This window comes from Kitasatospora aureofaciens, from assembly GCF_001188955.3.
GTDB classification, from domain to species: domain Bacteria; phylum Actinomycetota; class Actinomycetes; order Streptomycetales; family Streptomycetaceae; genus Kitasatospora; species Kitasatospora aureofaciens.
On record NZ_JPRF03000001.1, the window covers coordinates 845,361 to 858,047 of the forward strand.

Below are 12,687 nucleotides of genomic sequence, written 5' to 3' on the forward strand. Positions count from 1 at the left end.
CCGACCAACGAAGCAACTGGGAGATGACCGTGACCGAGGACGCCCCGATCACCGGCCTCAGCCGACTGATCGCCGACCGGGCCGCCGCCCGGCCGGACGCCGCCGCCCTCCTCGCACCCGACCGGACCCCGCTCACCTACCGGGCGCTCGCGGAGCGGACCGAGGAGATCGGGCAGGCGCTGAACACCTTCGGAATCGGCCGCCCCCACCGGGTCGCCCTGGTGCTGCCCAACGGCCCCGACCTCGCCACCGCGTTCCTCGGCACGGCCGCGTACGCCCAGAGCGCCCCGCTCAACCCCGCCTACCGGGAGCAGGAGTTCGCGTTCTACCTCGCCGACATGCGGGCCGACGCCCTGCTGATCGAGGCCGGCGACGACTCGCCCGCCGTGGCGGTCGCCCGTGAACTCGGCCTCCGGGTCATCGAGCTCAGCTCCCGGCCCGGCACTCCCGCGGGCGTCTTCGAGCTGCACTGCGCTGACCGGGGCACACCGGTCGCCGCCACCGACGGCGGCCCCGCCGGTCCCGAGGAGACCGCGCTGATCCTGCACACCTCCGGTACCACCGACCGGCCCAAGCTCGTCCCGCTCACCCACGCCAACCTGCACGTCGCCGCCCGCAACACCGGCGCCGCCTTCGCCCTCGACGAGCGGGACCTCTGCCTCAACCCGATGCCCCTGTTCCACGCCCACGGCCTGACCAGCACCCTGCTGGCCACCCTGGTCCGCGGCGCAGGCATCGTCTGCACCCCCGGCTTCAGCGACACCGGCTTCTACAGCTGGCTGGAGCAGTTCCGGCCGACCTGGTACACCGCCGTGCCCGCCATGCACCAGGCCCTGCTGTCCGTGGCCGACGACCACCGCGAGGTCCTCGCCGCCAGCCGGCTCCGGTTCATCCGCTCCGCCTCCGCGCCGTTGCCCGGCCCGACCCTCACCGCGCTGGAGGAGGCCTTCCACGCGCCGGTCATCGAGGCGTACGGCATGACCGAGGCCGGCTCGTTGGTCACCAGCAACCCGCTGCCGCCCGGCCGGCGCAAGCTCCGCTCGGTCGGCCTGCCGGTCGGCGGCCCGGTCGCCGTGCTCGACAAGGCCGGACACCCCGTACCGGTCGGCGAGTCCGGCGAGATCGCCATCCGCGGCGCCAACGTGATGGCCGGCTACGAGGCCAACCCGGAGGCCAACTCCCTTGCCTTCACAAACGGTTGGCTGCGCACCGGCGACGAGGGGCGACTCGACGAGGACGGCTACCTGTACGTGGTCGGGCGCAGCAAGGAGATCATCAACCGCGGCGGCTCCAAGGTCGCCCCGGTCGAGATCGACGACGCCCTGGCCGGCCACCCCACCGTCAAACTCGCCGTGGCGTTCGGCGTCCCGCACCCCACCCTCGGCGAGGACGTCGCGGTGGCCGTCGTCCCGCGGCCCGGCGCCCTGGTCGTCGAGCGGGACCTGCGCGAGTACGCCCGGGAGCGGCTCGCCGACTTCAAGGTCCCCAGCCGGGTGTTCGTCGTCGACGACGTCCCGCGCAGCCCCACCGGCAAGGTGCAGCGCCTGCGGCTCGCCGAACGCCTGGCCACTGCCGCCGCCGCTGCCGCCGCCGCGTCCGGCCACCGGGCCGCCCCCGCCGACCCGCTGGCCCGGCGGATCGCCGCCGTCTGGGCCGAGGTGCTCGGCACCGAGGAGTTCGGCACCGAGGACAACTTCTTCGACCTGGGCGGCAACTCGCTGCTCCTCAAGCGCGTCGCCGCCCGGCTCGGCGAACAACTCGGCCGGGACGTACCGTTCCTGACGCTGACCATGTGCCCGACCGTCGAGACCCTCGCCGCCCACCTGGCCGAGGAGCGCGGCGGGAGCGATGGTCCCGGCGCCGCCGCCCCCGATGCCCGGGACCGGCTCGACCGCGGCCGCGACCGGCTGCGCCGCCAGCTCGACCGACGACGGGCCGGCGCGCGGAAGGAGAACAGCTGATGGAGCAGAGCGTCGACACGACCGGCCTGGAGATCGCCGTCATCGGCCTCGCCTGCCGCTTCCCCGGCGCCGACGGCCCCGAGCAGTACTGGGAGAACCTGCGCAGCGGGACCGAGTCGATCACCTTCTTCACCCCCGGGGAACTCGCCGCCCAGGGCGTCCCCGAGGCTCTGCGCAACGACCCCGACTACGTCGCCGCCCAGGGCGTCCTGGCGGACGCCGACCGCTTCGACGCCGACTTCTTCGGCATGAGCCCGAAGGAAGCCGACCTGATGGACCCCCAGCACCGGGTGCTGCTGCGGTGCGCCTGGGAGGCCCTGGAGGACGCCGGCCACGACCCGCTCGCGGTGCCCGGGCCGGTCGGGGTGTACGCGGGCACCTACTACAACAGCTACGTCGACCACGTGGACGGCCGGATCGACGGCGAGGACCCCGGGGAGGTGTTCGCCCGGAACCTCGCCAACGAGAAGGACTTCCTGGCCACCCGGATCGCCTACAAGCTCGACCTGTCCGGCCCCGCCCTCACCGTCCAGTCCGCCTGCTCCACCTCCCTGGTCGCCGTGCACCTGGCCTGCCAGGCGCTGCTCGGCGGGGCCTGCGACACCGCGCTCGCGGGCGGCGCGACCGTCCGCGCCCACCAGCACCAGGGCTACCTGTTCCAGCCCGGCGGGATCTTCTCCGCCGACGGCCACTGCCGGCCCTTCGACGCCACCGCGCAGGGCACCGTCGCCGCCAACGGCGCGGGCATGGTGGTGCTCAAGCGGCTGGAGGACGCGCTCGCCGACGGCGACCCGATCCGGGCCGTGATCAAGGGCTCGGCGGTCGGCAACGACGGTGCCCGGCGGATCGGCTTCACCGCCCCCGGCGTGGCAGGCCAGGCCAGGGTGATCCGCGCCGCCCTCGACACCGCCGACGTCGACCCGGCCACCATCGGCTACGTCGAGACGCACGGCAGCGGCACCCCGCTCGGCGACCCGATCGAGATCGAGGCCCTGACCCAGGTCTTCCGGGGCCTGGCCCCCGGCAGCTGCGCGATCGGCGCCGTCAAGGGCAACATCGGCCACACCCACGCCGCCGCGGGCGTCGCCGGGCTGATCAAGACGGTGCTGGCGCTCCAGCACCGGCAGATCCCGCCGAGCCTGCACTTCGACGTCCCCAACCCGGCCATCGACTTCGACGCCGTCCCGTTCCGGGTCAACACCCGGCTCACCGACTGGCCGGCCGGCCCCGGACCGCGCCGGGCCGGCGTCAGCTCCTTCGGCATGGGCGGTACCAACGCCCACGTCGTGCTCGAGGAGGCCCCCGCGCCAGCCCGCCGCGAACCCGGACGTGCCCGCGTCCTGCTGCCCATCACCGCCCGCACCGCCACCGCCCTGGAGGCCGCCACCGACCGCCTTGCCGACCGCCTCGACGGCGCCGGCGCCCCCGACCTGGCCGGTACGGCCCGCACCCTGCAGACCGGCCGCCGCCACTACGGCCACCGCCGCTTCCTGATCGCCGAGTCCGCCGCCGAGGCCGCCCGCGCCCTGCGCGAGCGCGCCCCGAACGCCGTCCGCACCGGCCACCACGACGGAACCCCCCGTCAGGTCGCCTTCGTCCTTCCCGGACTCGGCGAGCAGCGCATCGGCATGGGCCGCGAACTCCACGCCACCGAACCGGTGTTCCGCGCCGCCCTGGACCGCTGCGCCGAAGGCTTCCGCCCGCACCTCGGCATCGACCTGCGCGAGCTGCTGCACCCCGCCGGGGCACCGGACACCGCGCCCGCCGGCCCCGACCTGCGCCGGATGCTGCGCGGCGGCCCGGCCGCCGCCGAGCGCACCGAGCTCGACCGCACCCGCTACGCGCAGCCCGCGACCTTCGCCGTCGAGTACGCACTGGCCCGGCTCTGGGAGTCCTGGGGGGTGCGGCCGAGCGCGCTGATCGGCTACAGCATCGGCGAGTACACCGCCGCGCACCTGGCCGGCGTCCTCTCGCTGGACGACGCCCTGAAGCTGGTCGCGCACCGCGCCCGGCTGATCGACGGCCTGCCGGCCGGGGCGATGCTGGCCGTGCCGCTGCCCGAGGAGCGCGTCCTCGCCCTGCTGGACGACGGCCTCTCACTGGCCGCCGTCAACGGGCCCGCGCTGTGCGTGGTGGCCGGCACCACCGAGGCGGTCGCCGCACTGGAGGCCCGGCTCGCCGCGGACGGCGTCGCCGCCCGGCAGTTGCAGACCACCCACGCCTTCCACTCGCACCTGATGGACCCGATCGTGGCGGAGTTCGCCGAGCTGGCCGCCGGGGTCACCCTCCAACCGCCGACCGTCCCGTACGTCTCCAACGTCACGGGAGACTGGGCCGACGCCGACCTGGTCACCGACCCGGCGTACTGGGTGCGGCACCTGCGCCGGCCGGTGCGCTTCGCCGACGGCATCGGCCGGCTGTGGCAGCAGCCCGGGCGGGTCCTGCTGGAGACCGGCCCCGGCCAGTCCCTGACCAGCCTGGCCCTGCAGCTGCGGCCCGCCTCCGCCGCGCCGGGGGTCGCCGTCGCCTCCATGCCGGGCCGCTTCGACCGGCAGGGCGAGGAGCGGTTCCTGCTGAACACCGCCGGAGGGCTGTGGGCCGCCGGCGTGGACCTGGACTGGTCCGCCGTCAGCGGCGGCAACGCCGCGGCCAGGGTCGCCCTGCCGCCGTACCCGTTCGAGGAGACCCGGCACTGGATCGACCCGGCGCCCCGGAAGGCCGCGCCCTCGCTCGCCCGGCGGGCGGACCTCTCGGACTGGTTCCACACCCCCGTCTGGGAGTCGCTGCCGCCCCGCCCGGCGGCCACCGCGCCCGCGGCCGGGAGCTGGCTGCTGTTCAGCGACGAGGAGGGCATCGGCGAGGCGCTCGCCGCCCGGTTGCGCGCCGACGGCCACCGCGTCACCACCGTCCGGGCGGGCCAGGGCTGGCGTGAACTCGCCGACGGCAGCTATGAGTTGGCGCCCGGCAGTGCTGCAGACCACCGGCGCCTGGTCGAACGGATCACCGACGGCGGCGGGCTGCCCGACCGGATCGTCCACCTGTGGAGCGTCGGCCCGCGCCGCCCCGCCGAGGAGACCCTGGAACGAGGCTTCCACAGCCTGCTCCGGCTCGACCAGGCCCTCACCGCCGCTGCCCCCGGCGCCGCGCTGGACCTCACCGTGGTCTCCAGCGACGCCTTCGCGGTCCTCGGCACCGAGCCCGTCGCCCCGGAGAAGGCCACCGTCACCGGGCCGGCCCTGGTCCTGCCGCTGGAACAGCCCGACACCGTCTGCCGGGCCGTCGACCTGTCCCTGCCGCCCGGCCGCGGCTGGACACCGGAGGACACCGAACTCCTCTACGCCGAACTACTCGACGAGCCGGCCCGGCCGCTCACCGCCCTGCGCGGCCGCCGCCGCTGGGAGCGCACCCACCGGCCGGTCCGGGTGGAGGCCGCCGCGGACGGCCGCACCCCGCTGCGCGAGAACGGCGTCTACCTGATCACCGGCGGCTTCGGCGGTGTCGGCCTCTCGCTGGCCCGCCACTTCGCCGCGGCCGTCGGCGCCCGGCTCGTCCTGGTCGGCCGCACCGCGCTGCCGCCCCGCGAGAGCTGGGACGCCCTGCTCGCCGACGACCACCGGGGCGGCGCGGCGGGGGAGCGGATCCGGGCCGTCCTGGAACTCGAAGGGCTCGGCGGGCAGGTGATGACGGCGGCCGCCGACGTCATCGACTCCGAGGCCATGCACCGGATCGTCGACGAGGCGGTGCGGCGGTTCGGCGCCGTCCACGGGATCGTGCACGCCGCGGGCGTCCCGGCCGCCGGGCTCGCCCAGCTCAAGACCGCCGAGGCCGCCGACCGGGTGCTCGACCCCAAGGTCCGCGGCGGCCTGGTGGTCGACGCGCTCGCCCGGCGGCTCGCCCCCGACTTCACCGTCCACTGCTCCTCCAGCCTCGCCCTGACCGGCGGCGTCGGGCAGATCGACTACGTCGCGGCCAACGCCTTCCTGGACGCCCTGGCCCAGCACAACGAGGCCGTCGGCGGCCCGCGCACCGTGTCGGTGAACTGGGACGGCTGGCAGGAGGTCGGGATGGCCTTCCGCACCATCGGCGCCGGCGCCGACCGGCCCGCCGACGGCCGTACCGGCCCCGTCGACCACCCGCTGCTCGACGCCTGCCTGCGCGACGACGAGGCCGTCGCCGTCTACTCCGTCGCACTCAGCGTCGCCACCTCCTGGCTGATCGACGAGCACCGGATGGCGGGCAACGCCGTCGTCCCCGGCACCGGCCACCTGGAACTCGCCCGGGCCGTCCACGAGCACCAGAGCGGGGACGCCCGGGCCGTGCTCGAGGAGGTCACCTTCCTCTCCCCGGTGGTCATCGGTGAGGACCAGCAGCGCGAGCTGCGGGTCGTCCTGGACAAGCGGCACACCCCGCCGCGCTTCGCCGTGGTCAGCCGGGAGACAGGTGCCACCGGTGCCGGTCCGGCCGAGGAGGACGGCTGGCAGGTCCATGTGACCGGCTCCGTCGGCCCCGTCGGCGAGGACACCGCCCCGCGCCGCCGCCACGACGTCGCCGAGCTGATCGCCCGCGCCGGCATGCGCGACCTCGGCGCCGTCACCCACACCGGCCCGATGGGCTTCGGCCCGCGCTCCCGCTGCTTGCGCCGGGTGCACCTCGGCGAGAAGGAGGCGCTGGCCGAACTCGAACTGCCCGCCGAGTTCGGCGAGGACCTGGAGCGGATCGCCCTCCACCCCTCGCTGCTCGACCTCGGCGCGGGCTTCCACGGCATGAACCTCGCCGAGGAGTTCCGCATCCCGCTCAGCTACGGCCGCCTCACCCTGCTCGCCCCGCTGCCGCGCCGGATCTACAGCCACCACCGCTTCCACGAGGCGGACCGCCGCGGCAAGGAGACCTTCACCGCGGACTTCACGCTGCTGGACGAGACCGGACTGGAGACCGTCCGGGTCGAGGACTTCGTCCTCAAGCGCGTCGCCGACCTGGAGACCCGACTCGAAGCGCTGCGCGACGGCACCTCCCGAGAGACCGCCGCCTACCGCTTCCCGCCCGCGGCGACCACCGCCCCCGGACGGCCGGGCGAGGCCGGACCGCTGCGCGACCACCTGGACCAGGGCATCCGGCCCGCCGAGGGCGTCGAGGCGCTGCTGCGGCTGCTCGCCGCCGGACTCGGCCCGCAGGTCGCCGTGGTCGCCAAGGACCTGGACGCGGTGTTCGCCGACATCCGCGCCCAACGGGTGGGCGCCCCGGCGGACGGCCCGGCGGGCGACACCGCCGTCCACCCGCGCCCCGGCATCCTCACCGCGTACACCGAGCCCAGGGACGGCACCGAGACCGCGCTGGCCCGGCTGTGGGCGGAACTGCTCGGGCTGGAACGCGTCGGCGTGCACGACGAGTTCTTCGAACTCGGCGGCCACTCGCTGCTCGGCCTCCAGCTCGCGGCGCGGATCCGGCGCCGGTTCGGCGTCGACCTGCCGCTGAACGCCCTCTTCGAGACGCTGACCGTGGCGGAGCAGGCCGCCGCGCTCCGTCGACGCCTCGACACCGAACCGACGATCGGCGCCGCGGGGGAGACGACCCCGGCCGAACAGAAGCGGAGCACTGCAGATGTCTGACATCCACACGGTCGGCGTGGTCGGCGCCGGGGTCATGGGCACCGGCCTGGCCCAGGCGCTCGCCCAGACCGGCCACCGGGTCCTGCTCGTCGACCGGACGAAGGAGATCCTCGCCGCCGCCGAGCGGACCATCGCCCAGGGCCTGCGCTTCGGCAGGGTACTGGGCGCCAAGGGCCCCAAGGAGGACCGGCGGACCGTCCTCGGGCGGATCGGCCTCACCACCGACTACGAGGGCTTCGACCAGGCCGACTTCGTGATCGAGAACATCACCGAGGACTGGGGCCTGAAGAAGGGCGTCTACGAGCGCCTGGACGCGGTCTGCCCGGAGCGCACCGTGTTCGCCGCCAACACCTCCGTCATCCCGATCACCCGGATCGGTGCGGCCACCTCCCGCCCCGACCGGGTGCTCGGCATGCACTTCATGAACCCCGTCCCGCTCAAGCCGACCGTGGAGATGATCCGCGGCCACCACACCTCCGCCGCGACCGTGGACACCGCCCGCACCCTGCTGTCCCAACTGGGCAAGGAGGGGATCCTGGTGGAGGACTCGCCGGGGTTCGTCACCAACCGGGTCCTGATGCTCACCGTGAACGAGGCCGTCTACCTGGTCCACGAGGGCGTGGCCGGCGCCGAGGAGGTCGACCGGATCTTCAAGACCTGCTTCGGCCACACCATGGGCCCGCTGGAGACCGCCGACCTGATCGGCCTGGACACCATCCTGCAGTCCGTCGAAGGCCTCTACACCGCGTTCAGCGACAGCAAGTACCGGCCGTGCCCGCTGCTGGTCCGGATGGTCGACGCCGGCCTGCTCGGCCGCAAGAGCGGCCAGGGCTTCTACAACTACGCCACCACCCTGGCCTGACCGTACGCATCAGCCCCAGCCCCAGCCCCAGCCGCACCCGGCACCCGAACGAGAAGAAGGAAACGCCCGCCATGACGACGGCCGACCACAAGCCGCAGATCCTCGCCTTCCTCGCCCAGTTCTTCGGCGAGCACCGCCTCACCGACGACGAGGACATCTTCGCCACCGGATTCGTCAACTCGCTCTTCATCATGCAGCTGGTGCTGTTCGTCGAGGGCGAGTTCGACATCACCGTGGACGACGACGACCTGGAGATGGCCAACTTCAACACCGTGCGCGCCATCGACGCGCTGGTCACCCGCAAGCGCGCCGCCGTCGGCGCCGCCGCGCAGCACTCCTGACCCTCCCGTGACCTCCCCGACCGCAGAGACGAGGAGAGAGAGGGACCGATGGCCATCAGAGTTCAACTGACCGAGCGCCAGGCCGCGGCGCGGGAGGAGTACGAGTCCTTCACCCGGCAGGCCGTCGCCCCGCACGCGGACGCCTGGGACCGTGCCGAACGCCTCCCCGAGGAGTTCCTCGAGGAGTTCGCCGCCCGCGGCCTGCTGGGCGCCGCCGTCCCGGCCGGGTACGGCGGCGCCGAACTGGACCCGATCACCTTCGGCCTGCTCAACGAGGAACTCGGCCGCGGCTGCTCGTCCGTGCGCAGCCTGGTCACCGTGCACGGCATGGCCTCGTACGCCGTCGCCCGGTGGGGCGGCGACCGCCAGCGCGAGCACTGGCTGCCGAGGTTCGCCACCGGCGGGGCGATCGGAGCCTTCGCGCTCACCGAGCCCGGCGCCGGCAGCGACGTCAAGGCCCTGCGCACCACTGCCCGGCGCACCGACGACGGCTTCCGGCTCACCGGCCAGAAGCGCTGGATCACCTTCGGCCAACGCGCCGACGTGTACCTGCTGTTCGCCCGACTGGACGGCCGGGAAGCCGCCTTCCTGGTGCCCCGGGACGCGCCCGGGCTGACCGTACGGCCGGTCACCGGGATGCTCGGCACCAAGGCCTCGATGCTCGCCGAACTCAGCCTGGTGGACTGCCTGGTGGCCCCCGAGGCGCTGCTCGGCCGCCCCGGCTTCGGCCTGGCCGCCGTCGCCGCCAGCGCGCTCGAGCTCGGCCGCTACAGCGTCGCCTGGGGCTGCGTCGGCCTCGCCCAGGCCTGCCTGGACGCCTCCCTCGACCACGCCGACCGGCGGGAGACCTTCGGCGTCCGGCTGCGCGACCACCAGCTGGTCCAGCGGATGATCGCCGACATGGCCACCGGCACCGCCGCCGCCCGGCTGCTCTGCCAGCAGGCCGGCTGGCTGCGGCAGGACCGCTCCACCGAGAGCCTGCACGCCACCTGGCTCGCCAAGTACCACGCCTCCCGCACCGCGTTCCGCTCCGCCTCGGACGCCGTCCAGGTGCACGGCGCCCAGGGCTGCGGCGACGGCCACCCCGTCCAGCGCTACCTGCGGGACGCCAAGGTCATGGAGATCATCGAGGGCAGCACCGAACTCCAGCAGACCACCATCGCCGAATCCGCCTACCACTCCCGAACCCGCACCACCCCCACCGAAAGGGTGACGGCATGACCTCCGAGGGCACCGCCGGCCGGCCGGACGGAACCACCGCCGACAGGCCCGCCAGGACCGTCAAGTGCGTCGTCTGGGACCTCGACCACACCGTGTGGGACGGCATCCTGCTGGAGGACGGCGAGGCGCCGCTGCGCCCCGGTCTGCGCGAGGTCATCGTCGAACTCGACCGCCGCGGCATCCTGCACTCGATCGCCAGCCGCAACGACCACGACGCCGCCACCGCGGCGCTGCGCCGGCACGGGCTGCTCGACTACTTCCTCTACCCGCAGATCAACTGGAACGCGAAGTCCTCGTCGATCCGCTCCATCGCCACCTCGCTCAACCTCGGCCTGGACGCCTTCGCCTTCGTCGACGACGACGTCTTCGAACGCGGCGAGGTCTCCTTCGAGATCCCCGAGCTGCTGGTGCTCGACGCGGCGGAGGCGGCCGGCCTCGCCGACCGGCCGGAGTTCTCGCCCCGGTTCATCACCGACGACTCCGCCCGGCGGCGCGAGATGTACCTCGCCGACCAGGAGCGCACCCGGGTCGAGAAGGAGTTCACCGGCCCGCAGGAGGCCTTCCTCGCCACCCTCGGCATGACCCTCACCATCCACCCCGCCCAGGAGGAGGACCTGCGCCGGGCCGAGGAACTGACCGTCCGCACCCACCAGCTCAACACCACCGGCTACACCTACTCCTACGACGAACTCGACGCCTTCCGCCGCTCGGACACCCACGAACTGCTGGTGGCCAGGCTGGAGGACCGGCACGGCCCGTACGGGACCATCGGTCTGGTGCTGCTCGCCAAGGACCCGGACGCCTGGACCGTCAAGCTGCTGCTGATGTCCTGCCGGGTGATGTCCCGCGGCGTCGGCGGGGTGATCATCAACCACCTGCGCCGCCGCGCCCGGGAGGCCGGCGTCCGCCTGCTGGCCGAGTACCTGCCCAACGGGCGCAACCGGATGATGCTGATCACCTACAAGTTCACCGGGTTCCACCAGCTCACCGGAGCGGACGGGCTGACGCTGTTCGAGGCCGACCTCACCGACGTCCCCGGCGACCCGCAGTACCTGACCGTCCGGACCCCGAGCGTCCACGCCCCGACCGCCGGCGCCCCGACCGGAGAGGACCGGAAGCGGTGACGGCGGCCGGCAGCTCCTGGGTGGTCAGGACCGAGCCCAACCCCGCCGCCCGGCTCCGGCTGATCTGTTTCGCCCACGCCGGCGGCGGCAGCTCGGCCTTCGCCGACTGGCCGCGCGCACTGCCCGACGACGTCGAGGTGTGCGCGGTACGGCTGCCCGGCCGCGAGTCACGGATCTTCCAGCCCGCCTACACCGACGTCGAGGACCTGCTGCCCGACCTCACCGCGCCCCTGGCCGACCACTGCCGGCCCCCCTACGCCCTGTTCGGCCACAGCATGGGCGCGCTGATCGCGTTCTCCTTCGCCCGCCGGCTCCGCGAGCTCGGCGCCCCCGCCCCCGACCACCTGGTGGTCTCCGGACGCCGGGCCCCGCAGCTCGCCCACAACCGGCCGCTGATCCACCACCTGCCGCAGGACCAGTTCCTGAACCGGATCAGGGAGTTGGGCGGCACCCCGGAGAGCCTGCTGGCGGACGCCCGGGTGATGCGGCTGGTCCTGCCCGGCCTGCGGGCCGACTTCCAGCTCAACGACTGCTACACCCACCGCCCGCAGGAGCCCCTGCCCGTCCCGATCACCGCCTTCGGCGGCCGCGCCGACCCGCACGTCGACCCCGAGGGCCTCGCCGCCTGGGCCCGGCAGAGCACCGGCGCCTTCACGATGCGGATGTTCGACGGCGGGCACTTCTTCCTGCACTCCGCCCAACAGGAGGTCCTGCACGAACTGTCCCGGCTGCTGCGCCGGCCGACCGACCGGATCGCCGGAGCGGTCGCCTTGTGAACCCATTCGACGTGAACCCGCCCGACGTGAGCCAGCCCGACCGGTGGCCGCCCGGCCCCGCCGCCCCGGCCCTCGCCGAGGACGAGGTGCACGTCTGGCGGGCCCGCCTCGACCCGCCCGAACACGCCACGCGCCGGTACGCCGAGCTCCTCGACCCCGAGGAGCGGACGCGGGCTGGCCGCTGCCGGCTGCCGGTCGAGCGCGCCCGCTTCGTCGCCGCACACGGCGCGCTGCGCACCGTCCTGGCCCGCTACACCGGTCGGCCCCCCGCCGACCTGCGCCTGCACCGCTCCGCCCGCGGCCGTCCCGGACTGACACCGGCACCGCACCACGCGGCGCTCGACTTCAACCTCAGCCACTCGGGGGACCTGGCGCTGATCGCCGTCACCCGAACCGGCACCGTCGGCGTCGACCTGGAGGAGGTCCGTGCCGACCTCGACCACCGCGCGATGGCCGCCCGCTTCCTCGGCCCCGCCGAGGCCCGGCTGATCGCCGGTCTGCCCCCGGCCGCCGGGCGCCACGCCTTCTACGCCCGGTGGACCTGGCGGGAGGCGTACGCCAAGGCCGCCGACCTGCCCGTGCCGCGCCGGCTCGGCCCCGGCGCGCCGGGGCCGCTGCCGATCACCGTGGATCTGTGGAAACTGAGCAACCTCCCACTGGACAAGGGATATTGTGCGACCGTCGCGGCCTCCGGATCCTGCGCGCCGCCGCTCCGGTGGACGCTGACCTGACGCAGGACCGGGCCCGCAGGACGTCACCCACCCGCTGCTCCGCCTGACGAGGACTGCGGACGAAA

General features: G+C 74.3%; 8 protein-coding genes. All 8 read left to right on the plus strand.

Going from position 1 to position 12,687, the window contains the following annotated elements; translation table 11 throughout:
- The first annotated feature begins 23 nt into the window (after window positions 1-23).
- The 8 genes from HS99_RS03635 (at window position 24) to HS99_RS03670 (ending at window position 12,622) form a co-directional block, all read left to right on the plus strand.
- Window positions 24-1,961: a non-ribosomal peptide synthetase gene (locus tag HS99_RS03635; RefSeq protein ID WP_063737770.1), complete on the plus strand. Its 1,938-nt coding sequence runs from the start codon at window positions 24-26 to the stop codon at window positions 1,959-1,961.
- Window positions 1,961-7,567, plus strand: a complete 5,607-nt coding sequence (locus HS99_RS03640) for a type I polyketide synthase (protein WP_050367074.1) — start codon at window positions 1,961-1,963, stop codon at window positions 7,565-7,567. Before HS99_RS03635 ends, HS99_RS03640 begins: the two co-directional genes overlap by 1 nt.
- Window positions 7,560-8,429 carry a 3-hydroxyacyl-CoA dehydrogenase family protein gene (locus HS99_RS03645; RefSeq protein ID WP_030550506.1) on the plus strand — a complete coding sequence of 290 codons (870 nt, stop codon included), beginning with the start codon at window positions 7,560-7,562 and terminating at the stop codon, window positions 8,427-8,429. Before HS99_RS03640 ends, HS99_RS03645 begins: the two co-directional genes overlap by 8 nt.
- A gap of 71 nt (window positions 8,430-8,500) precedes the next feature.
- Window positions 8,501-8,770, plus strand: a complete 270-nt coding sequence (locus tag HS99_RS03650; protein ID WP_030279555.1) for an acyl carrier protein — start codon at window positions 8,501-8,503, stop codon at window positions 8,768-8,770.
- A gap of 48 nt (window positions 8,771-8,818) precedes the next feature.
- Entirely contained in the window at window positions 8,819-9,991 is a 1,173-nt protein-coding gene (locus tag HS99_RS03655; protein WP_094742848.1) for an acyl-CoA dehydrogenase family protein, read from the plus strand.
- On the plus strand, window positions 9,988-11,115 hold the full coding sequence (locus HS99_RS03660; RefSeq protein WP_046386208.1) for an HAD-IIIC family phosphatase: 1,128 nt from the start codon (window positions 9,988-9,990) through the stop codon (window positions 11,113-11,115). The genes HS99_RS03655 and HS99_RS03660 overlap by 4 nt, the downstream gene beginning before the upstream one ends.
- Window positions 11,112-11,891 (plus strand): thioesterase II family protein, encoded by a 780-nt coding sequence (locus tag HS99_RS03665; RefSeq protein WP_043480399.1) that lies wholly within the window; start codon window positions 11,112-11,114, stop codon window positions 11,889-11,891. Before HS99_RS03660 ends, HS99_RS03665 begins: the two co-directional genes overlap by 4 nt.
- A 26-nt stretch (window positions 11,892-11,917) precedes the next feature.
- Window positions 11,918-12,622: a 4'-phosphopantetheinyl transferase family protein gene (locus HS99_RS03670; protein WP_157881827.1), complete on the plus strand. Its 705-nt coding sequence runs from the start codon at window positions 11,918-11,920 to the stop codon at window positions 12,620-12,622.
- Window positions 12,623-12,687 lie beyond the last annotated feature (65 nt).

Bases quoted from the DNA above. Each gene is read 5' to 3' on its own strand.
- HS99_RS03640 (WP_050367074.1), top strand. From the start codon at position 1,961: ATGGAGCAGAGCGTCGACACGACCGGCCTGGAGATCGCCGTCATCGGC.
- HS99_RS03655 (WP_094742848.1), top strand. From the start codon at position 8,819: ATGGCCATCAGAGTTCAACTGACCGAGCGCCAGGCCGCGGCGCGGGAG.
- HS99_RS03635 (WP_063737770.1), top strand. From the start codon at position 24: ATGACCGTGACCGAGGACGCCCCGATCACCGGCCTCAGCCGACTGATC.
- HS99_RS03645 (WP_030550506.1), top strand. From the start codon at position 7,560: ATGTCTGACATCCACACGGTCGGCGTGGTCGGCGCCGGGGTCATGGGC.
- HS99_RS03660 (WP_046386208.1), top strand. From the start codon at position 9,988: ATGACCTCCGAGGGCACCGCCGGCCGGCCGGACGGAACCACCGCCGAC.
- HS99_RS03650 (WP_030279555.1), top strand. From the start codon at position 8,501: ATGACGACGGCCGACCACAAGCCGCAGATCCTCGCCTTCCTCGCCCAG.